Here is a 19847-nt window from a genome sequence, read left to right on the forward strand (position 1 = left end):
ACGCGACAGTGCGCTGAAAATATCATGCGTCACAAGGCTGCTGAACATCGCGATTCTGAAAAGCACGATCGCAGCGAGCATTTTGTCGCAGGATCCAAAGCGTTCCTTGGGCTTCGTGCGGCCCCTGCCACGAACGGCGGATTTACCCGATTTAACCGACCCGCACCGCCCACCGGACTATAGTCGCTCGATCGCAGTTTCGTCCGTCCGAAAGGTATCGCAATGAAACACCTGATCCTGGGAGCACTCCTCTCCATGGCGGCCAGCCTTCCTTCGTTCGCGCAGACGCCCGCAAGCAAGCCCGTCTCGATCGTTCTCGTACACGGCGCCTTCGTTGACGGCTCGGGCTGGAAGGCTGTCTACGACATTCTGACCCGCGACGGTTATGAGGTTTTGGTCGTCCAGAACTCGACTGCAACGCTCGACGGTGATGTCGAGACAACGCGGGAGGTCATACGCAAGGCGGGAAAGCCGATCATTTTGGTAGGCCACTCGTATGGCGGTGCCGTCATCACCGAAGCCGGAAGCGATCCCAAGGTTCGCAAGCTTGTCTATATTGCCGCTTTCGCGCCAGAGGTCGGAGAATCCGTCTACGAGCTCGCGACGCGTCCTACTCCGGGCGAGGCCGGTGCACCGTTGTTGCCGCCGAGCGGCGGCTTTCTTCTGGTTGATCCGGCGAAGTTTCCGAGTGCGTTCGCGCAGGATGTTGATCCGTCCATCACCGCCTTCATGGCCGCAGCACAAGTTCCGTGGGGACTCAAAGCGGTCGAACACAAGATCGTTGGCGCAGCATGGAAAGACAAGCCCGTGCACTACATGCTGACAACGCAAGATCACATGGTGCCGCCCAGCACACAGCGCTTCATGTCTTCGCGAGCAAAAGCGAAGCTTACCGAGCTGCCGAGCAGCCATGCCGCGATGCTCTCTCACCCGCGGGAAGTTGCAGCCTTCATCGAAAGCGCAGCCGGAGAAGCAGATTGATATCACCGGCACCATGCTGGCGGCAATATTACGACGTTTGGGCTTAGTGCCTTCACAAGACTCAAGGGGAATACGATGACTCAACACGTCCTGGTTATTGTCAGCAACGCGGCCGTGATCGGTCCGCACAATCGTAAGACGGGCTTCTTTTTTGCCGAGGTCGCACATCCGTTCGATGTGCTTGACAAGGCAGGCATTGCCGTTGAGTTCGCCTCTCTAAGGGGCGGGTGGACGCCATATGATGCCTACGACGAGAAAGATCCCGCGCAGAAGTCTTTTCTCGAAAGCAAGGCCTTTCGCCGTTTGAATCGCAGTCGCAAACTAGCTGAGGTGGATGCTGCCGATTACGAAGCCATCTTCGTGCCAGGCGGTCTTGGACCGATGGTCGACATTCAGCGTAACCCCGTCGTTCAAAATGCAGTCGTGCGTGCCTGGAGCACTGGAAAGTTTGTAACTGCCGTTTGTCACGGTCCGTGCGCGCTGCTCGGGGTAGACCTAGGCGATGGCAAGCCGTTCGTGCAGGGCAAGAAGCTTACATCGTTCTCGAAGAAGGAAGAGTACGACTACGCACGCGAAGACGTTCCTTACGAACTCGAAGATGCCCTGCGGGCAGAGGGTGCCGAGTATACGTCCGCAGCAAACTGGCAACCTCACGTCGTCGTCGACGGACGCCTCATCACTGGCCAGAATCCCGCCTCGGCCGGGCTCCTGGCCAAGGAGTTGCTGGCAGCACTCAGAAAATAAAGAATAGGCAGCCGAGCATCGCCTGGCTGACCTGGAGGCCGCATTCCCCGAGGAAGCGTGGTTGATAACAATGCCTCGGACGCAGAACTCGAAGTGAAGGTCTGCTTCGGGGGCATACACGTTGGTTCGCCGGTAGCTCGACGACTTCCGGTCTACTCCCGGCTTCGGACACTTCGCTGTAGCGCAAACTGGAGCAATGGGCCCACGAGCGGACGCATCGCGACTCAGCAGTTCGCAACTTTCGATCGCCCGCGTCAGCGCGCAGCTAACAATTCCGCCAAGGCCGGGGCGTTATGACGGTTCAGCCGCGCTTGGCGCCCGCGGTGACCTCGTCTTTGTGGGCAGCGAAGGCTTCCAGAACTTCGGTTTTCTCGCGCTTCGGGATTTTGAAGTGATCCAGGGTCCGTCCGAGTTCCGCTGCGACCTCGTCGAACTCTGCAGGTGAGATCCGGAGGTTGCGATGGGCCTCCTCAAGGCCAAGCGGGGTTGCGCCGGGCCTGGTTGCTGCAAACTTGAAGGGGCCACCCGAAACGTCGCAGACCCACAACGTGCGCATGAATTTGAGGCCGGGGAGCCTTTCCAGGCTCTTGGTGTGCCATTCTCGGAGCTGCGGATTCTTGGACTTCTGGCCGACGATGGGATTCTTCACGACGGCATCGCTGAAGTGATCCACTACAGCCGCGATGGCGAAAGCGCCGCCCAGCCGCTCATAGAGGCTTTTCTCAGGCGTGGTTTGCTTGTTCTGTGCTTGCGCGTTGTCCGCACTCGCCAAAGCCATGGGGACAGCAATCATCGCCAATCCTGCGACGATGCTTCGTCGCGTGATGGAAGTCGAACGAGTCTTTGTCATTGGCAGCTCCTTAGAGATGGCTCAAAAGGCCTCACCGCCTTGAGCACGGTGTGTCGTAGCTCGGCGTCCTCCGATGCCAACGGGTACGCCGCCACTGTTGGCGTTCAGGCCCCGTCTGATCGGCGCTCTCCTTGCTGTCTCCTTGGATGGCTTTGAAGCGAAGAGGTTCCCGTCAAAAATCGAAGTCGACGAACAAAACCCGCGCCACGAATGTCCGGACTGGGTCACAAGTCGCCGATCACGCCCAAGGTAGGAGCTTCCGCTTGGCCTTGGTAAGCCGACGTTATGTGCACGGCCTATGCGAGAGCGGCTTCGAGCGTTCTGTTCGGCGTCTGGCCAAAAGCAAGTCAGGAACTCGTGCAAGCGTTGCGGATTAGCTCTCTCTGCCGGACTGAGTGCCTCCAGCGAGACGGTTATGGCGAGCGAGCGCAATACATTCCTCGGCGTCGGGGCGTGCGACCTTGCGCTGCCTCTTCGTGAAGCCGACGTCGTCATCTTCGGAGCTGCCGACGCAACGCCGCATTTGAAGGGCAGGACCAGCCATGCCGCGAACGGCCCAATGGCCATTCGCAATGCTTTGCGCATCTATCAGACCGACCTGTCCAGGTGGGATTTCGACCAAGACGGAATCCTGCTCGATCCGGAGCAAATCCGGGTCGTCGATGGCGGCGATCTTGCCACGTCACCCGACGCCCCCGAGGAAAACCGGAAAGCAATCAGAACGGCCACCAAGAAGATCCTGAAGTCCGGTGCGGTGCCCATTCTGCTGGGCGGAGATGATTCCGCCCCTATACCGTTCTTCGAGGCGTTCGAAGACCTCGGCAAGCTGACCATCCTGCAAATCGACGCGCATCTGGATTGGAAGGACCAGCGCGACGGTTCAGCGCATACGTTTTCCAGCACGATGCGGCGCGCCAGCGAGTTGCCTTGGGTCGAACGCATTGTGCAGGTCGGTTTACGCGGTATCGGCGGCTCTGGCCTGCAGGAGCTCAGTTGCGCACGGAATTGGGGCTCCAGGATTTTTACAGCACGAGACGTTAGAAGCCGGGGCGTTCATGCCGTCCTCAGTGCAATCGAGGAAAATGCGAATTGCCTGATCACGATCGACTGCGACGGCCTGGATCCATCCGTCATTCCGGGTGTGCTTCTTCCGCAACCTGGCGGCCTGTCCTATTTCGACGTCACAGACCTGATCGCGGGTGTCGCCTCGAAGGCCAGAATTGTCGGTCTCGATCTGGTCGAATTGGTGCCGGAGCGTGATGTGCAGAATATCGGGGCAATCTGCGCAGCGCGGATCATCTGCAACGCCATTGGATGTGTCGCCAAGCAGATACGCTAGCCGGCCGGCATGCCTCCCAGCGCCTTCCTGATCATCTCGGCGAGCTGGTTGCGGCGGTAGGGTTTTGTCAGCAGCATCACGCCGTCGTCGAGCTTGCCGTGGTGGACGATGGCGTTGTCGGTATAGCCGGAGGTGTAGAGCACCTTCACGCCGGGGCGGATCGTCGCCACCTTGTCGGCGAGCTCGCGCCCGCTCATGCCACCGGGGATGACGACGTCGGTGAACAGCAGATCGAACTGCTGGCCCGCCCGGATCAACTCCAGCGCGGCTTTGCCGTCGGGCGCGGCGACGGTCTGGTAGCCGAGGCTCTGGAGCTGCACGGTGACGAAGTTGCGCACCAGCGGATCGTCCTCGACCACGAAAATGGTCTCGGCGCCGCCTTCCGCCTGCGGCGTCGTGGTGGGGGCCGCCTCGGCCATGCCTTCGCCCGGCGGCAGATAGAGCTTGATCGTGGTGCCGTGGCCTTCCTCGCTGTAGATCTTGATGTGGCCGCCGGACTGCTTGACGAAGCCGTAGACCATGGAGAGGCCGAGGCCGCTGCCCTTGCCGACCTCCTTGGTGGTGAAGAACGGCTCGAACGCCTGCTGCTGCACCTCGGCCGGCATGCCGGTGCCGGTGTCGCTGACGGCGAGCATCACGTAGGGACCGGCCCGAACGTCGGGATTGTTCTGCGCATAGGCTTGGTCCAGCACGACGCGGTGGGCCTCGAGCAGCAGCTTGCCGCCGTTCGGCATGGCGTCGCGGGCGTTGATGGCCATGTTGAGCAGGGCATTGGTGAGGCGGGACGGATCGATGTGGGCGGTCATCTGCCCCTGTTCGAGCACGGTCTCGATCTCGATCTGCTCGCCGAGGGTGGGGCGCAGCAGTTTCGCGATGTCCCCGACCGCGGTGTTGATCTCAACGTTGCGCGGCTGGAGCGGCTGCCGGCGCGCAAAGGCGAGCAGATGCTGGATCAGCTCGGCGCAGCGTTCGGCGGCCTCGTCGATCAGGCGCGCCACGCGCTGGAGGTCGGGCTGCTGCTTCAGGCTTGCCACCAGCGTCTCGGTATTGCCGGAGATCACGGTGAGCATGTTGTTGAAGTCGTGCGCGACGCCGCCGGTGAGCTTGCCGATCGCATCCAGTTTCTGCGACTGGTACAGCTGCCGCTCGGTCTCGCGCGACATGGTCGCGTCGTGATAGACCAGCACCGCGCCAGAGACGTTGCCTTGCCCGTCTAGCATCGGCCGGCCGCTGATCATGAGATGGCGGGAAGGATTGCCGCTGTGCGGGCGGACGATCATCTCCATATTCTCGAACGGCTCGCCGCGAAGCACGCGTGCCGACGGCAGCTCGTCGGGCTTGAGCGGGGTGACGCCGTCGCCGTGAAGCACACTGGACATCGCGCGCAGATTGCGCAGGTTCATGCCGCTCCGGTGCAGCAGCATGCGCTCCGCGGCCGGATTGGACAGAAGGACGTTGCCCTCGGCATCGATGACCAGCACGGCCTCCGCCATGCTGTGAAACGTGCTCTGGAGCACGTTGACCGACAGGCGCAGCTCGTCATGCGCGGTGACCAGATGCTCGGTGCGCTCGGCCACTGCGGACTCGAGCTGCTGCTTGGCGGCCGTGGTCTCCAATAGCGTGCTCTTGAGTGCGCCCTCGGTGCGCCGGCTCTCGCGCATCATCATCACGACCAGCAGCAGGATCACCAGCGCGCCGGCGAGGTCGATGCCGAGCAGCACGATGCCGGTACGGCGCGAATCCTGGGAGCGCGCCGCGAGCAATCGTTCTTCCTCTGCGCTCAAACGATCGAAATTGCCCATCACCGTGTCCATGAGGCCACGGCCCTCGCCCTTGCCCTGCACCGCGGCAATGCCGGCCTGATCGTTTCCGGCGCGCAGGCGCATCACTTCGGCGGCGATCTCGATCCGGCGGAGCGCCAGCGGCTCGGTGCCCTCGAGCAGCGCGACATGTTCGGGCGTGTCGCGCACGCTGCGCTTGAGGTCGGCGAGTGCCGGTGCGATCCGGGCGTGCACCGCCTGGAATTCTTCGCTGAAGCTCGGGCTGCGATAGATCTCGTAGCCGCGTGCGGCGCTCTCGGCGCTGCGCATCAGCACCCGCAGGTCGGAGATCTTCTTCAGCACCTGGACGGTATGATTGACCCATGCCGCATCGGACCGTGACTTGACGTCGAGGCCGATCGAGGCTGCGGTGATGATCAGGAGGATGGCAAGTCCAGCACCGAGAATGACGCGCTGCGTTGGGATCAAGGGGCTTCTTTCTTGTCCTTCGGCTGTGAGCCATCGCCCGGCCCGGCGATGCATTCCCGGATCGTGGTCAGCAGCGCGTCCGGCGTGAATGGCTTGCGCAGGCAGCGGGTCGCGCCGAGCTCCAGCGCCATCCGGAGGAAGTCGGGAGAGGGCGAGGCGGATGACGCGAAGGCGTAGCCGGACATCGCGATCAGCGGAACCGCCGGCGCGCGCTCGTGAAAGATGCGAATGGACTCGAAGCCGCGCATATGCGGCATGAAGATGTCGACCAGCATCACATCGAAACTCTGTGTTTCGAGCGCAGCCAAACCCGTTTCTCCGCCGTCAGTCAACGTGACGTCGAAGCCCTGGCGCTGGAGGAGGACCTCGATGGTCGCGCCGACCATCGGATCGTCATCAACCACGAGAATACGCGGCATGACACTTCCCAGTCATCGAAGTCCCCATAGCCAAGTTGATACAGGTGAATCGCGCGTCGGGTCAATTTGGGATTGGATAAGGGTAGATATGCACGGTGCGGTGAATAAAGGTCCGCTCGCGTCGGTTGGTACGCGGCATTGCAGATCACGAACACGCGAAACAGGTGAAGCGCCCCAATGCAAAAAGGCGCCGCATCGCTGCGACGCCTTCTTCTTCAAATGTTGCCGGTGTGCTTACGGGCAAGGATGACGCTGGCCGTCATAGCCCAGATAGGTGCCGGACGCCGGATCGTAGGACTTGTAGCGCTGCGCGCAGTAGCCCTCGGAGTCGCCGCCGCTATCGGGGACCACGGCCACTGACGGCTCGTCATAATAGCTGTCGTCGCCATAGTAGTAGGGGTCGTTGTAGTAGCCGCCGCCGTAATAGGCGTACGAGCCGAGGCCGCCGATCGCAGCACCCGCGGCGACACCGGGCCAGAACCCGCCGCCGCGACGATGATGCCAGTGACGACCACTCCAATTGCCGCTACCGCCCTGCCAGTTGCCCGCAGTCGCGACGCTGCGTGTCCCGCTGTAGGACGGCGAAAAGGCCTGTCGGCTCGCGGTGCCGCCTACGAAGCTGCCACCGCTGGGACGTACCGCTGCGCCGGCGGCGAAATTGCCACCGCCGCCACCGATCCTCGCGCCGCCGAAGTTGCCGCCGCCCATGCGGGCGCCGCCACCGCCAAAGTGAGCACCCCCACCACTGAAGTGAGCGCCGCCGCCACCGCCGCCGAAGTGGGCACCGCCACCTCCGCCGCCAAAGTGGGCACCGCCGCCACCGCCGCCACCGCCGAAATGCCCACCGCCGCCACCTCCATGTCCGCCGCGACCTTGCGCGAAGCTTGGCGTCGCCAACGGGAGAACCAGCGCCACGGCCGCAGCCGCGCTCAAGACTTTCAGACTCTTCATGATCAAAACTCCTTTTCCCGGAAGCAAACCCCATGAAAGGGCTGTAGTTCCTGGGATCACGGCGGTTTGCGTGCGAGGATAAGCTTTCATGGCCACGCTGTATCCGGCATGAACGGATCGCGTCCGATTTGCGGCAGCGTCCGTGTGCCCGGCGACCGCATCTGCAGCGGGGCACCGCCGCCCGCGCCGAACTGGACATTTCGCCGTCCGGATGGCATCAGGACCCGACGAAGCAGGGCCCTTGCCGCATGAAACAGTTCTTCCTCAAGATTTTCACCTGGTGGAATGGCCAGACGTTTGGCACTCAACTCTGGACCAAGCGCTACGGCGAGCTGGTCGGCCAGGACGAACAGGGCAACCTCTATTATCGCACCCGCGGCGGGGCGATCGATCCTGCGCTCGGCTTCGAGCGGCGCTGGGTGGTCTATAACGGCTATGCCGAGGCCAGCCGTATCCCGCCGTCCTGGCACGGCTGGATGCATCACACCGTCGACGTGCCGCCGACGCAGGACAACTACCAGCCGCGCGAGTGGGAAAAGCCGCACCAGCCCAATCTCACCGGCACGGCGAACGCCTACCGTCCTTCGGGCTCGACGCTCGCCAGCGGCAAGCGGCCGAAGGCGACCGGCGACTATCAGCCCTGGACGCCCAGCTAGGCTTCCGATCCCCGCTGAATCCTTGTCGTAGGAGTGGATGCACCCGCATCCGCCTCGCTTTGCTGTGGACAGCGGGAACAGCGGGGATGATTGCTGCGCACTGGTTGCAGCCAGGCGAGCGATGCGGCTCAATGGTCGCATCTTACGGAGATGGGAGACCATCGCGTTCGGTTCGGGCAACAGTTCGCGACTGTCCCGAAATGCAGCGGCCGCCGACCAGGACTCGATCGGGAGATAGGCCCCCGGTCTGGAAGCTCCGAAATCGCCCGATGAAATGTGCAGCCGCCGTAAGACAGGAAAGGCCGCTCGGGAAACCGGGCGGCCTTTTTCTGTTGGGGCTCATGGATGTCTCGTGCCCCGGACGCAGCGCAGCGCTTCTTCAGCGGTGCGCTGCAGAGCCGGGGCCCATGCATCGGCACCCGCGTGGCCTGTTGGATCCCGGCTCTGCGGAGCGTCACTGGGTGCCGCGCCGCGTCCGGCACACGCGAGCAACTACATCATCCGTTCAGACGCGCGCTTCACCGCCTCTAGCCGCCGCGCCTGGCCTTGCGCGCCACGCTCTCTGAGCAACGCCAGCACTTCCGCCGGCGCGGTATCCGGCGAGCCGGCATTGAACGGCGGGGCCGGATTGTATTCGAGCTGAAGCTGGATCGCCTCCGCGGTGGTGCGATTGACCATGATCGACACCAGGGTCAGCGCGAAATCGATTCCCGCGGTGACGCCGCCGCCGGTCACGCGGTTGCGGTCGACGCAGACGCGCGTCTTGGTCGGGGTCGCGCCGAACTGGCTGAGCATCTCCATCGCGCTCCAATGCGTGGCGGCGCGGTAGCCCTTCAGGAGGCCGGCGGCGCCGAGCGCCAGCGATCCCGTGCAGACCGACGTGACGTATTTGGCGCCCTCGGCCTGGCGGCGCAGGAAACCGAGCACCTCCTCGTCATTGAGCAGATCGTTGGTGCCGCCGCCGCCGGGCACGCAGATCACGTCGAGCTGCGGGCAGTCGGCGAACGTCGTGGTCGGCGTCAGCGTCAGCACGGAATCGCTCGGCACCGGCTCGATCCGTTTCCAGATCAAATGCAGCTTTGCGCCGGGCACGGAGGAGAACACCTGCAGGGGACCCGTAAAATCGAGCTGGGTGACGCGCGGAAACACCAAGAGACCGATCTGGAGCGGGGACGACATGAGAGCCTCCAATTATGAGCTTGACGGAAGCAGCCTCTCATGATGCCCTTCTGTCCAAAATGGCATTTTTCCCTCGCTTTCGGACATGACTATGATCGGCATCTTGATCTTCCCGGACTTCCAGCTGCTCGATGCGGCCGGCCCGATCTCCGTGTTCGAGATCGCGGCGCGCTGCACGGGCAAGACGACGACCGGGATCCGCGTGCTGGCGGTGGACGCGGGGCCCGTGCGCAGCTCGTCCGGCGTGGAGATGATGGCGCGCGACTTCAAGTCGGCGAATGCGATCACGACGCTGGTCGTGGCGGGAGGCGCGGGCGTGACGGATGCCGCGCGCTGCGAGATTACGCGCGCCTTCGTGCAGCGGCTGGCGCGGCGCGGCGTGCGGGTCGCAAGCGTCTGCTCGGGCGCCTATGTGCTGGCCGAGGCGGGATTGCTCGACGGCCGCCGCGCCACCACGCATTGGGGACGCACGCGGGATTTCGTCGCGCGCTATCCCAAGGTGAAATTCGAGCCGGACCAGATTTTCACGCGCGATGGCAATGTGTGGACGTCGGCAGGCATCACGGCGGGCATCGACCTCGCGCTCGCGATGGTGACGGAGGATCACGGTGAGCAGATCGCGCAGGACACCGCGCGGCAGCTCGTGCTGTATCATCGCCGCAGCGGCGGCCAGTCGCAATTCTCGTCACTTCTGGAATTGAAGACGCCGAACGGCCGCTTTGGCGCGCTGCTGTCATGGGCGCGCGAGAACCTCGACGCCCGGTTGACGGTCGAAGACCTCGCCGACCGCGCCGGCATGAGTGCGCGGCATTTTGCCCGCGCCTTCGCCGCCGAGACCGGCACGACGCCCTCGAAGGCAATCGAGCGCTTGCGCATCGAGGTCGCGCGCGAGCGCGTGCAGTCCTCGCGCGAGGCGATCGAGCTCGTCGCGGAGACGACCGGCTTCGGGGATCCCGAGCGCATGCGGCGCGCCTTCATCCGCGCCTTCGGCCAGCCGCCGCAGGCGCTACGGCGCGCGGCAAGGGCCGGGTAGGGAGAATTGATCGGGTTGGAGAGCCCGCTTGAGCGGGTGAGCAGACTTGCATATTGCCCGGCCTTGCGTCACCCGTTGCAGACGATCAGTACAACACGTACCGTCGCTGATCCCGATGCAAGGAACCCTAATGACCGATCGAGAAAAGATTCTGATTGCCCTTCGCGAAAAGCCTCTGAAGACTTTCGAGGTCATGAAGCGCGTGAATATCAAGAATCAGGACGACTGCCAATCGCTCCTGTTGAAGATGCGTGACGAAGGCGCTGTGAAGTTCGACATTCACAAGGGAAATTGGCGCGCGGCGTGACGACGTTCGCCTGGTTACCAGCGGCCTCGCGACGGCACAGCGGACATGACGTGAAGATTGATTCAGCCCGATGCGGCCTTGCCGCCGGTCGCCGCGGCGCCCGAGGCCTGTGCGCGCGCCGTCAAGCGCCGCGCGATCGGCATCAGCATGTAGGGCGCCAGGTGAATGGGAAACTGTGTCATCGCGAAATAGAGCCAGGTGGTGGGCGGCAGCGCGCCGGCAGTCGCGGCGAGCATCAGGCCCAGATTGCGCTGTGACACCATCAGCCCGAGCGCCAGCGCGCGCTCATAGCCGATGCGGCGGAACAGCACCGTGGTGACGGCGAGCAGCGTGAAATAGATCGCAAAGGCGAGCGCTGCGAAGCCGAGGGTGGAGACCGGCCGGGCGACGAGATCGCTCGCGACGTCGCCCATGATCGCGGTCGCGAAGACCAGCAGGATGACGATGTTGAAGCCGTCGATCGGCTGCCGGTAGCGCTGGATCGCGGCCGCGCCGAACACTTGTCGGATCACGGTCGCGGCCAGCAGCGATGCTGCGAGGATGCCGAGCAGCTTCAAGCCCAGCGCAGGCGGCGAAATGCTGAGCATGCCATCGAGGAACAGGCTTGCGAACAGCGATGCCGTGAACGGCACCAGCGCGGTCGCGCTCACCAGCGTGACCAGCACCAGCGTGGCGTCGAGGCCCATCAGCGCGGCCAGCGCCGGCGCGGCCATCATCGGCGAGGCCATGCTCTGCAGCATCAATGCCAGGGCAAGGTCCGGCGCGCGCGCCGTGAGCCCGGTGACATGGACGATCAGCCCGACGATCACAGGCACGCCGATCATGGTCCAGACGGTCGCGGTCGCCACCAGTGTCGGCCGGCGCAGATGGCTGGTGAGCGCGGCGAGATCGACCCGCATGAAGGAGATGCAGAGGAGGACGAAGATCGCCTCGGTGACATAGGGGCGCAGCAACGCCCCGAGCGGCGGCACCGCGAGCGCGATGAACACGACGGCGGCCACCGCGCGGGTGCCCTGGCCGCCAAGCCATGTCAGCCCGCGCAGGGGGAGGGCGAATATGTTTTGAAGAACGGGCGGCATGGGGAATGGCGTTTCAGCCCAATCCTTTCAGCCACGCGCCGATCTCGCTCACGGCGACATTGGCCTCTCGCAGCAATTTTCCCATCGTGAAGAAGCCGTGGAACTGGCCGGGATAATGCTTGGTAGCCACGGGCACGCCGGCCTGCTTCAGACGTTCGGCATATTCGTCGCCCTCGTCGCGCAGGGGATCGGCACCGACGGTCAGCACATAGGCCGGCGGCAGCCCGGCCAGGTTTGTCGCCCGTGCCGGCGAGGCGCGCCAGTCGTGGATATCGGTGGCGCCGTTGAGATAATGGTCGCGGAACCAGCGGATCACCGAATGCGTCAGCAGCACGCTGGTCTCGGGCTCGCGGTGGGAGCCGTGCGTCATGGCGAAATCGGTCGCAGGGTAGATCAGCAACTGCCCCGCGATGGCGGGACCGTTGCGATCGCGCGCGGCGAGCGCGACGACCGCGGCGAGGTTGCCCCCGGCGCTGTCGCCACCGATCGAAAGCCGGGAGGCGTCGATGCCGAGCTCGCGCGCGCTGGCGGCGACCCATTTGGTCGCGGCGATCGCGTCATCGGCGGCGGCGGGAAATTTGTGCTCGGGCGCGAGGCGGTAGTCCACCGAGATCACGATCAGCGCGCCGGCGTCGGCGAGCTGGCGGCAGACCACGTCATGGGAGTCGAGATCGCCGATCACCCAGCCGCCGCCATGGAAGAACACCAGCGCCGGGGACAAGCTATCGTGCCGGCGCGGCTCCTTCGGAACATAGAGGCGCGCGGGAATGGCGCCGTGCGGTGCCGGGATCGATAGGGGCGTGACGCGCGCGAGGTCCGGTGGCTCGGGATTGGTCGCAAAGCGCGCCTGCGCGTAATAGGCGCGCGCTTCCGGTGCGGTCAGGCTCTCGTAGGCGGGCCGGCCGGCCTCCTGGAAGGCCTTGAAGACGGCGGCGGCATCGGGATCGAGCACGACGGGCATGGGGAAGCGACCTCTGGGTTTCCAGTTATGGTTGGAGTTCTTTTTGGGAGCGGCGCCGCCTGGCCCCCGGGGAAGGGCGCTCGACTATCCCATCCGGGGGCCGATCTGGCCAGACCGGGCCGGGAAGGGCAGGGATGCCGCCCTTCCCCCGCCGTATTCGCCGTGTTAACCGGATGGCCTGCGAGCGGCGGTATCCCCTGTAGAATGTCCAGCAAGCCCGATTCGCTGTTGAAGCCGCGCGAGATGTTTCGAACATTTACCCTGACAGGTCTTGCGGCGCTTCTGGCCGCCACCGTACTGACGGCTGCGACGCCGGCGCAGGCGCAAATCGGCACGATCTTTTCCGATCCGCCGCCGCTGCGGCCGCCCGGCAACATTCCGCGTGGCCAGCCCCAGCCGCAGCCACAGATCCCCGACGACGACGAAGAGGTGCCGGAGCTGCCGCCGCAGGGCCGTGTGCTGCCGTCGCGTCCGATGGCGCCGCCGCCGGGCCGGCAGGGCAATGTGATGCCGGGCCCGGTCGAGACCCAGCCTCTGGCGCCGCCGCCCGGTTCTAGCGCCGCTCCGCCAAACCAGCCGCCGCCCGTCGCGGTCGCTCCGCCCAATCCGCAAGGCGCCCCGGGTGCGCCCGGTCAGCGCCAGCCACAGCAGAAGGGCGGGCCGGGCGGCGCAGTCCCGCAGACGCCGGCGAGCCTTCAGCCGGGCGACGAGGTCGTTACCGAGCCGCCGGCCCAGAAGATCGTGAACAAGAAGGCGACCTTCTCCGGCCTCGACAAGATCACCGGGCGCATCATCAATTTCGACGAGGAGATCGGCGAGACCGTGCAGTTCGGGGCGCTGCGGGTCAAAACCGACGCCTGCTACACCCGGCCCGCGACCGAGGCCGCCAACACCGACGCCTTCGTCGAGGTCGATGAGATCACCTTGCAGGGTGAGGTGAAGCGCATCTTCTCGGGCTGGATGTACGCGGCAAGTCCGGGCCTGCACGGCGTCGAGCACCCGATCTACGATATCTGGCTCACCGACTGCAAAGAGCCGCAGCAAACGATTGCGACCGCGGCACCGGATCCCGGCACCAAGCCGGCAGCACCGCCGCCGCCCGCGCAGAAGAAAGCAGCGCCCAAGCAGGTGCAGCAGCGTCCGCCGCAGCAATTGCCGCCGATCCAGCAGCAGCAGCCGGCACCGCCGCCACCACCCCCGCCGCCCGAGCAGCGGCCAGGTCTGTTCGGTATCCCCGGGTTTGGCCGCTAGGCCAAATCCGCCGGGGTTTGACCGGTAATTGCTGATTATTGCCGTGCGGCGATGATCTCGAGCGCGCGGGCGCCCGGGATCGCTTCGCCGGCCGAGAGCCTCAGGAAATCGCCGGGCTCGCCCGCGAGCGCCTTGTCGAGCAGCGCGGTGTAGCGCCGCCGCGAAATCTCGGCCGCGCCAAAACTCTTCAGGTGTTCGGTGACGTATTGGGTGTCGAGCAGCTCGAATCCGCCATGGATGAGCCGCGCGACCAGATGCACCAGCGCGACCTTGGAGGCATCGCGCGCGGTGTGGAACATGCTCTCGCCGAAAAAAGCCCGCCCCAGGCTGACGCCGTAAAGCCCGCCGACGAGGTCCTCGCCCTGCCAAGCCTCGACGCTGTGGCAATGGCCGAGCTCGTACAGCCCGCCATAGAGGTCGCGGATGCGCTTGTTGATCCAGGTGTCCTCGCGCCCGGCCTGCGGCGCGGCGCAGCCGGCGATCGTGGCCTTGAAGGCGGTATTGACGGTGACGCGGAATGAATCCGAACGCACGGTGCGCGCGAGCCGCGAGGCCACGCGAAATCCGTCGAGCGGGATGACGCCACGCAACTCCGGCTCGACCCAGAACAGGGTCGGATCATCGGCGCTTTCGGCCATCGGAAAGATGCCGCAGGCATAGGCGCGCAGCAGCACGGCCGGCGTGATTTCAGACGGGGCAGAGTCGCGCGAAGTCATGGCTCGCCACAATAGCAGGATCGCAATGCGGTTGCGATGGGCGGTGCGGATCAGTTCGCTGCGGCAGCAGCCGGCTTGCTGGCGGCGGCCGGTACACGGCGGAACCTCAACATGACGCGGGTTCCGGAATGTGTGGGGTCGCGCTCGACCGAAGCGTCGAGCTTGGTGGCCATGGCTGCGACGATACGCTGGCCCATGCCGGTGGAGCGCGGATCGGCCTTGACGTTGTCGCCGACGCCATCGTCGCTGATCGACAGCAGGAGATCGTCGCCCTGCGAGGTCAGCTCGACATGGATCGGGCCGGCGCCGTCAGGATAGGCGTATTTCACCGCGTTCATCACCAGCTCGTTGACGATGATGCCGACGGCGACCGCACGATCTGGATCGATCTCGATCGGTTCGGCCTTCAGCGTCAGGCGCGACATCCGGTTGCCCTCGGCCGAGCGGCGCAAATCCTCGAGCAGCGAGTCCAGATACTGGTTCAGGACCACGCTCTTGAGGTCCTGCGAGGTGTAGAGGCGGCGGTGCACCTGCGCGACCGCGGCGACGCGGCCCATCGCGTTGGTCAACGCAGCCTTGACCTCGTCCTGCGCGGCGGAGCTGGCCTGCAGGTGCAGCAGGGAGGCGATGATCTGCAGCGAGTTGCCGACGCGGTGGTTGACCTCGCGCAGCAGCAGTTCGCGTTCGGCAGCGAGCGCTGCGTAGCGGTCGCGCGAGGCATGGATCTCGGCTTCGGCTTCCTCGCGCGCCTTTTGCAACTCGGCCTGGCGCAGCGCGCCCTCGGCCGCGACGTGAAGCAGGGGAATGAAGTCGCCCTTGACGTCCTTGACCAGATAATCGGCCGCGCCTGCCTTGAGCGCCGTCACCGCAATGCTGGAATCCTGCGACGCCGTGACGAAGACCACCGGCGGTGCGCCTGGTATCGCCATGATCTGCTCCAGCGTCTCCAGCCCGTCGAGGCCGGGCATGTACTGGTCGAGCGCCACGACGTCGATGCCGCCGGTCGTGCCCGCGCGGCGGATGAGTTCGAGGCCTTCCTCGCCGCTCGCGGCATGGACGACCTTGTAGCCGCGCCGTGTCAGGCCGCGATCGACCAAGCGCGCAAGCGCCCCGTCGTCGTCGATGTAGAGCAGTGTGGGCGTACGTTGATTCATGGGGCGGCGGGCGGGACCTGGATGACCGAGAAGAACAAGCCAAGCTGCCGGATGGCATTGGCGAAATTCTCGTAGTTCACGGGCTTGGTGATGTAGACGTTGCAGCCGAGCTCGTAGCAGCGCTTGATTTCCTGGGAATCGTCGGTGGTGGTCAGCACCACCACGGGCGAGGCCTTCAGGTATTTGTTCTCCTTGATCTGCTTGAGGATGTCGATCCCGGTCATGTCGGGAAGGTTGAGATCGAGCAGGATCAGGAGCGCATTACCTTTCTGCACCAGCCCGCTACCGTCGGGCCCGAACAGGTGCTTCATCGCGTCCGTGCCGTTGGCAAAGGAGATGATCTCGTTGTTGACGCCGGACCTTCGGATGTTCCGCTCGATCAGCCGCGCGTGTCCTTCGTCGTCCTCGATCATGATGATGCTGACGGGTTGAGTCATTGATCCGCGTTCCGGTTGCTGGCGTTCCAGGTGATGGGCAGCGTGATGGTGAAGGTACTGCCCGTATTCAGTTCCGATGATACCGACATGGTGCCGCCGAGGCGACGCACAAGTGCACGCACATGCGCAAGACCGATGCCCTGACCGGGCTTGTCCTGGGTTCCGGCGCGGCGAAACAGGTCGAAGATCCGCTGGTGGTCCTTGGGGTCGATGCCGCGGCCGTTATCGCTGATCTCGAAGATAGCGTAGCCGAGCTTGGTACGCCCGCGAATTCTGATCTCGCCGGGGACGCCGGGCTTGAGATATTTGATGCCGTTGTCGATCAGATTGGAGAATATCTGCTCCAGCGCCAGGCGGTCGCTGACGAGATTGGGCAGGGGGGCGACATGGATTTCGGCCTGCGCCTCGGCGGCCTGATGCGCCAGCGTCGACACGATGGCTTCGATCAACTCGCGCGTGTCGATCTTTTCCGGCTGGAACTCGCGCCGGCCCTCGCGGGTGAGATTGAGGATCGCCGAGATCAGGCGGTCCATCTTGGCGATCGACGACTTGATGAAGCCCAGCGCCTCGGCAAAATCCGCTGAAAGCTGCTTATCGGGACCTTCGAGCGCGATCTCGCCGGTCGAAGGCGGCGGACCGTCGGCCGGGACATGGGTAAGGCCGCCGATGCGGCGGAAAATGTCGCCGCCGAGCTCCTCGAGTTCGCTGGTGAAGCCCATGATGTTGACGAGTGGCGAGCGCAGATCGTGGCTGACGATATAGGCAAAGCGCTGGATCTCGTTGTTGGCTTCGCGCAGATCGGCCGTGCGTTCGTCGACCACGGCCTCCAGATTGACATTGGCATCGCGCAGGCGCGCCTCGGCATCGTCACGGGCACGGACCGAGTGCCGCACCAGCCAAATCGAGATCAGCGCCAGCAGCACGACGAGGCCGGAGCCGATGCCGGTCATCGACGCCGCGAGGGTCTGGCTGCGGTCCGAATTGACCGTTCGAAGCCGGAACAGCCGTTCTTCTTCCTGGATCATCCCGGTCGCCACTTTGGCGATCGCGGCTGTCGCGTCCGTGGAGGCGATCTCGCGGACCAGCGCTGCGGCCTTCTCCCGCTCACCCCGCCGGATGAAATCCATCTCCCGCACGAACTGCCCGAGCCGGGTCTCGATCGACGCGCTCAGCTTCTCGATGTTCTCGCGTTGCGCCGGATTGTCGCCGATCAGGCGCGTGAGCTTGTCGAGAGCCGGGATGACGGCCGCCACGGCCTTGTCATGGTCGGCCTTGAAATCCTCTCCTTGCGTCAGAAGGTAGCCGCGGGCGGCGCTCTCGGCCCGCCGGATCTCTAGCAGGAGGGCGTTGATCTGGTTCTCCGCCTCGATGGTGTGAACCACCCATTTGCTGTCGTCTCTCGCCTTGTTGACGAGGTAGACGGAGCCGGCGCTGATCACGGTCAGCACGAGAAGCCCCGCCGTGAACAGCAGGATCTGCCAAAATGCACGCCGTCGCTGTGCGTCAGCAGTCACGACGGTCTCGCTCGGTCAGGCTTGCCGGACTTCAAAACGCCCCCTCGGAACTGTCCCCATCGTCCCAAACGCGATTGGGGCCAAAGGGTTCCATGTGGAGGGACGGCTACTTCGGGGCGGGTTCCGCCTTGCCGGCGAGATATTGTTCCAGCCAGTGGATGTGGTAGTCGCCGTTGATGATGTCGTCTTCGCGCACCAGAGCGCGGAACAGCGGCAGGGTGGTCTCGATACCCTCGACCACCATCTCGTCCAAGGCCCGGCGCAGCCGCATCAGGCACTCGCCGCGGGTCTTGCCGTGCACGATCAGCTTGCCGACGAGCGAGTCGTAATAAGGCGGGATCGTGTAGCCCTGATAGACGGCGGAATCGATCCGCACGCCAAGTCCCCCGGGCGGGTGATATTGCGTGATGCGGCCGGGCGAAGGACGGAAGGTCTGCGGATTCTCGGCGTTGATGCGGCACTCGATCGCGTGGCCGATGACCTGGACCTCGTCCTGCCGCGCCGGCAGGTCGCCGCCGGCGGCGATGCGGATCTGCTCCAGCACGAGGTCGATGTCGGTGATGCTCTCGGTGACGGGATGCTCGACCTGGATGCGCGTGTTCATCTCGATGAAGTAGAACTCGCCGTCCTCGAACAGGAATTCGATGGTGCCGACGCCGAGATATTTCATCTCGCGCATCGCCTTGGCGCAGGTCTCGCCGATCTTGGCCCGTGCAGCCGCGGTCAGCACGGGCGAGGGGCCTTCCTCCCAGACCTTCTGGTGGCGTCGCTGCAGCGAGCAGTCGCGTTCGCCAAGATGAATCGCGCCGCCGCGGCCGTCGCCGAGGATCTGGATCTCGATGTGGCGCGGCTTCTGGAGATATTTTTCGAGGTAGACGGAGGCATCGCCGAAGGCGGATTTGGCCTCGTTGGCGGCCGTCGACAGCGCGACCTGAAGATCGGCCTCGCTCTCGGCCACCTTCATGCCACGGCCGCCGCCGCCGGCCGCGGCTTTGACCAGCACGGGGAAGCCGATCTTCCTGGCGATCGCCATCGCGTCGTCGTTGGGGCCGACCCCTCCGTCGGAGCCGGGCACCACGGGAATGCCGAGCTTCTTGGCAGTCCTCTTGGCCTCGATCTTGTCGCCCATCAGGCGGATGTGCTCGGCCTTCGGGCCGATGAAATGCAGATTGTGTTCGGCGAGGATTTCGGCGAAGCGCGCGTTCTCCGACAGGAAGCCGTAGCCGGGATGCACGGCATCGGCACCGGTGATCTCGCAGGCCGCGAGCAGCGCGGGCACGTTGAGATAGCTGTCCTTGGACGCCGGAGGCCCGATGCACACGCTCTCGTCCGACAGGCGCACATGCATGGCATCGGCGTCGGCGGTGGAGTGCACGGCGACGGTCGCGATCCCGAGCTCCTTGCAGGCCCTGAGGATGCGAAGGGCGATCTCGCCGCGATTGGCTATGAGGATCTTGTCGAACATGGTGTCCTTATTGGACTGACGCGCGGAAAGCGGCCAGGGCGATGAGACCGCCCTCGACCGTCACTCAATGATCACGAGGGGCTCGCCGTACTCGACCGGCTGGCCGTCCTCGATCACGATCTGCGTCACCGTGCCGGCGCGCGGCGAGGGGATCTGGTTCATGGTCTTCATGGCTTCGATGATCAGCAGCGTCTGGCCGACTGAGACCTTGCTGCCGACCTCGATGAACGGCTTGGCGCCGGGCTCCGGCGCCCAATAGGCGGTGCCGACCATCGGCGAGGTCACGGCGCCGGGATGCTTCGACAGGTCGGCAGCGGCAGGCGCGGCGGCAACGGCGGCCGCTGGGAGAGCGGCGGGGGCGGCCGCCATCTGCATCGGCATGGTCGCGGCGACGCTGATGTTGCGGGCGACGCGCAGGCGCAGGCCGGCACGCTCGATCTCGATTTCGGTGAGGCTGGTCTCATCGAGCAGCAAGGCGAGCTCGCGGACGAGGGCGGAATCCTCGCTGGAAAACTTTGCGGCTGCTTTGTCGTCTGGCTGGCGCGCCATGTTGTTTGATCCG

Annotated in this window: 20 protein-coding genes; 7 read left to right on the forward strand and 13 right to left on the reverse strand. The window is 64.8% G+C overall.

Annotated features, from left to right (window positions below):
- Positions 1-222 precede the first annotated feature (222 nt).
- Entirely contained in the window at positions 223-981 is a 759-nt protein-coding gene (locus GWG67_RS24340) for an alpha/beta fold hydrolase (RefSeq protein WP_275171889.1), read from the forward strand.
- Between the two features lie 75 nt (positions 982-1056).
- Entirely contained in the window at positions 1057-1725 is a 669-nt protein-coding gene (locus GWG67_RS24345) for a type 1 glutamine amidotransferase domain-containing protein (protein ID WP_275171890.1), read from the forward strand.
- Positions 1726-2026: 301 nt separating this feature from the next.
- Here GWG67_RS24345 and GWG67_RS24350 read toward each other — a convergent pair whose 3' ends face one another.
- A complete protein-coding gene (locus tag GWG67_RS24350; protein WP_275172012.1) occupies positions 2027-2518 on the reverse strand; it encodes a group 1 truncated hemoglobin in 492 nt (163 codons plus the stop codon).
- A gap of 472 nt (positions 2519-2990) precedes the next feature.
- Here GWG67_RS24350 and GWG67_RS24355 point away from each other — a divergent pair, with 472 nt between their 5' ends.
- On the forward strand, positions 2991-3914 hold the full coding sequence (locus GWG67_RS24355) for an arginase family protein (RefSeq protein ID WP_275171891.1): 924 nt from the start codon (positions 2991-2993) through the stop codon (positions 3912-3914).
- Here the strand turns inward: GWG67_RS24355 and GWG67_RS24360 are convergent.
- The 3 genes from GWG67_RS24360 to GWG67_RS24370 form a co-directional block, all read right to left on the reverse strand.
- Positions 3911-6163: a CHASE3 domain-containing protein gene (locus GWG67_RS24360; RefSeq protein WP_275171892.1), complete on the reverse strand. Its 2253-nt coding sequence runs from the start codon at positions 6161-6163 to the stop codon at positions 3911-3913. The genes GWG67_RS24355 and GWG67_RS24360 overlap by 4 nt on opposite strands.
- Complete coding sequence (locus GWG67_RS24365) at positions 6160-6582, reverse strand: response regulator (protein ID WP_275171893.1); 423 nt, start codon at positions 6580-6582, stop codon at positions 6160-6162. Before GWG67_RS24365 ends, GWG67_RS24360 begins: the two co-directional genes overlap by 4 nt.
- A gap of 234 nt (positions 6583-6816) precedes the next feature.
- The gene (locus GWG67_RS24370) at positions 6817-7533 is read right to left on the reverse strand and encodes a BA14K family protein (protein ID WP_275171894.1); all 717 of its coding nucleotides are present in this window, start codon (positions 7531-7533) and stop codon (positions 6817-6819) included.
- Positions 7534-7781: 248 nt separating this feature from the next.
- On the opposite strand from GWG67_RS24370, the gene GWG67_RS24375 reads away from it, so the two are divergent.
- Positions 7782-8189 carry an NADH:ubiquinone oxidoreductase subunit NDUFA12 gene (locus tag GWG67_RS24375; RefSeq protein ID WP_275171895.1) on the forward strand — a complete coding sequence of 136 codons (408 nt, stop codon included), beginning with the start codon at positions 7782-7784 and terminating at the stop codon, positions 8187-8189.
- A 492-nt stretch (positions 8190-8681) separates the two neighbouring features.
- Here GWG67_RS24375 and GWG67_RS24380 read toward each other — a convergent pair whose 3' ends face one another.
- Complete coding sequence (locus tag GWG67_RS24380; protein ID WP_275171896.1) at positions 8682-9368, reverse strand: DJ-1/PfpI family protein; 687 nt, start codon at positions 9366-9368, stop codon at positions 8682-8684.
- 91 nt (positions 9369-9459) lie between these two features.
- On the opposite strand from GWG67_RS24380, the gene GWG67_RS24385 reads away from it, so the two are divergent.
- Together GWG67_RS24385 and GWG67_RS24390 are read left to right on the forward strand one after the other, a co-directional pair.
- Entirely contained in the window at positions 9460-10401 is a 942-nt protein-coding gene (locus GWG67_RS24385) for a GlxA family transcriptional regulator (protein ID WP_275171897.1), read from the forward strand.
- A 130-nt stretch (positions 10402-10531) separates the two neighbouring features.
- A complete protein-coding gene (locus GWG67_RS24390) occupies positions 10532-10708 on the forward strand; it encodes a hypothetical protein (protein WP_275171898.1) in 177 nt (58 codons plus the stop codon).
- A 62-nt stretch (positions 10709-10770) separates the two neighbouring features.
- On the opposite strand, the gene GWG67_RS24395 is transcribed toward GWG67_RS24390, so the two are convergent.
- Both GWG67_RS24395 and GWG67_RS24400 read right to left on the reverse strand, forming a co-directional pair.
- Entirely contained in the window at positions 10771-11787 is a 1017-nt protein-coding gene (locus GWG67_RS24395) for a Na+-dependent transporter (RefSeq protein WP_275171899.1), read from the reverse strand.
- 13 nt (positions 11788-11800) lie between these two features.
- Positions 11801-12748 (reverse strand): alpha/beta hydrolase, encoded by a 948-nt coding sequence (locus GWG67_RS24400; RefSeq protein ID WP_275171900.1) that lies wholly within the window; start codon positions 12746-12748, stop codon positions 11801-11803.
- A gap of 204 nt (positions 12749-12952) precedes the next feature.
- Here GWG67_RS24400 and GWG67_RS24405 point away from each other — a divergent pair, with 204 nt between their 5' ends.
- The gene (locus GWG67_RS24405; RefSeq protein WP_275171901.1) at positions 12953-13999 is read left to right on the forward strand and encodes a DUF2155 domain-containing protein; all 1047 of its coding nucleotides are present in this window, start codon (positions 12953-12955) and stop codon (positions 13997-13999) included.
- 35 nt (positions 14000-14034) lie between these two features.
- On the opposite strand, the gene aat is transcribed toward GWG67_RS24405, so the two are convergent.
- The 6 genes from aat to accB form a co-directional block, all read right to left on the reverse strand.
- Positions 14035-14715, reverse strand: coding sequence for a leucyl/phenylalanyl-tRNA--protein transferase (gene aat / locus GWG67_RS24410; RefSeq protein WP_026232743.1), 681 nt, complete (start codon positions 14713-14715; stop codon positions 14035-14037).
- A gap of 50 nt (positions 14716-14765) precedes the next feature.
- Positions 14766-15869, reverse strand: a complete 1104-nt coding sequence (locus tag GWG67_RS24415) for a sensor histidine kinase (protein WP_275171902.1) — start codon at positions 15867-15869, stop codon at positions 14766-14768.
- Entirely contained in the window at positions 15866-16306 is a 441-nt protein-coding gene (locus GWG67_RS24420; RefSeq protein WP_007609730.1) for a response regulator, read from the reverse strand. The genes GWG67_RS24415 and GWG67_RS24420 overlap by 4 nt, the downstream gene beginning before the upstream one ends.
- The gene (locus GWG67_RS24425; RefSeq protein ID WP_275171903.1) at positions 16303-17820 is read right to left on the reverse strand and encodes a CHASE3 domain-containing protein; all 1518 of its coding nucleotides are present in this window, start codon (positions 17818-17820) and stop codon (positions 16303-16305) included. The genes GWG67_RS24420 and GWG67_RS24425 overlap by 4 nt, the downstream gene beginning before the upstream one ends.
- A 106-nt stretch (positions 17821-17926) precedes the next feature.
- Positions 17927-19285: an acetyl-CoA carboxylase biotin carboxylase subunit gene (gene accC / locus GWG67_RS24430; protein WP_275171904.1), complete on the reverse strand. Its 1359-nt coding sequence runs from the start codon at positions 19283-19285 to the stop codon at positions 17927-17929.
- A 60-nt stretch (positions 19286-19345) separates the two neighbouring features.
- Positions 19346-19834, reverse strand: coding sequence for an acetyl-CoA carboxylase biotin carboxyl carrier protein (gene accB, locus GWG67_RS24435; RefSeq protein ID WP_275171905.1), 489 nt, complete (start codon positions 19832-19834; stop codon positions 19346-19348).
- Between the last annotated feature and the right edge of the window lie 13 nt (positions 19835-19847).

Origin of the sequence: Bradyrhizobium sp. CSS354 (assembly GCF_029051725.1) — a bacterium.
Classification (GTDB): domain Bacteria; phylum Pseudomonadota; class Alphaproteobacteria; order Rhizobiales; family Xanthobacteraceae; genus Bradyrhizobium.

Bases quoted from the DNA above. Each gene is read 5' to 3' on its own strand.
- GWG67_RS24395 (WP_275171899.1), bottom strand. From the start codon at position 11,787: ATGCCGCCCGTTCTTCAAAACATATTCGCCCTCCCCCTGCGCGGGCTG.
- GWG67_RS24370 (WP_275171894.1), bottom strand. From the start codon at position 7,533: ATGAAGAGTCTGAAAGTCTTGAGCGCGGCTGCGGCCGTGGCGCTGGTT.
- GWG67_RS24385 (WP_275171897.1), top strand. From the start codon at position 9,460: ATGATCGGCATCTTGATCTTCCCGGACTTCCAGCTGCTCGATGCGGCC.
- GWG67_RS24345 (WP_275171890.1), top strand. From the start codon at position 1,057: ATGACTCAACACGTCCTGGTTATTGTCAGCAACGCGGCCGTGATCGGT.
- GWG67_RS24355 (WP_275171891.1), top strand. From the start codon at position 2,991: ATGGCGAGCGAGCGCAATACATTCCTCGGCGTCGGGGCGTGCGACCTT.
- GWG67_RS24365 (WP_275171893.1), bottom strand. From the start codon at position 6,582: ATGCCGCGTATTCTCGTGGTTGATGACGATCCGATGGTCGGCGCGACC.
- GWG67_RS24400 (WP_275171900.1), bottom strand. From the start codon at position 12,748: ATGCCCGTCGTGCTCGATCCCGATGCCGCCGCCGTCTTCAAGGCCTTC.
- accC (WP_275171904.1), bottom strand. From the start codon at position 19,285: ATGTTCGACAAGATCCTCATAGCCAATCGCGGCGAGATCGCCCTTCGC.
- GWG67_RS24380 (WP_275171896.1), bottom strand. From the start codon at position 9,368: ATGTCGTCCCCGCTCCAGATCGGTCTCTTGGTGTTTCCGCGCGTCACC.
- GWG67_RS24375 (WP_275171895.1), top strand. From the start codon at position 7,782: ATGAAACAGTTCTTCCTCAAGATTTTCACCTGGTGGAATGGCCAGACG.
- GWG67_RS24390 (WP_275171898.1), top strand. From the start codon at position 10,532: ATGACCGATCGAGAAAAGATTCTGATTGCCCTTCGCGAAAAGCCTCTG.
- GWG67_RS24340 (WP_275171889.1), top strand. From the start codon at position 223: ATGAAACACCTGATCCTGGGAGCACTCCTCTCCATGGCGGCCAGCCTT.
- GWG67_RS24405 (WP_275171901.1), top strand. From the start codon at position 12,953: ATGTCCAGCAAGCCCGATTCGCTGTTGAAGCCGCGCGAGATGTTTCGA.
- GWG67_RS24420 (WP_007609730.1), bottom strand. From the start codon at position 16,306: ATGACTCAACCCGTCAGCATCATCATGATCGAGGACGACGAAGGACAC.
- GWG67_RS24415 (WP_275171902.1), bottom strand. From the start codon at position 15,869: ATGAATCAACGTACGCCCACACTGCTCTACATCGACGACGACGGGGCG.
- accB (WP_275171905.1), bottom strand. From the start codon at position 19,834: ATGGCGCGCCAGCCAGACGACAAAGCAGCCGCAAAGTTTTCCAGCGAG.
- GWG67_RS24350 (WP_275172012.1), bottom strand. From the start codon at position 2,518: ATGATTGCTGTCCCCATGGCTTTGGCGAGTGCGGACAACGCGCAAGCA.
- aat (WP_026232743.1), bottom strand. From the start codon at position 14,715: ATGACTTCGCGCGACTCTGCCCCGTCTGAAATCACGCCGGCCGTGCTG.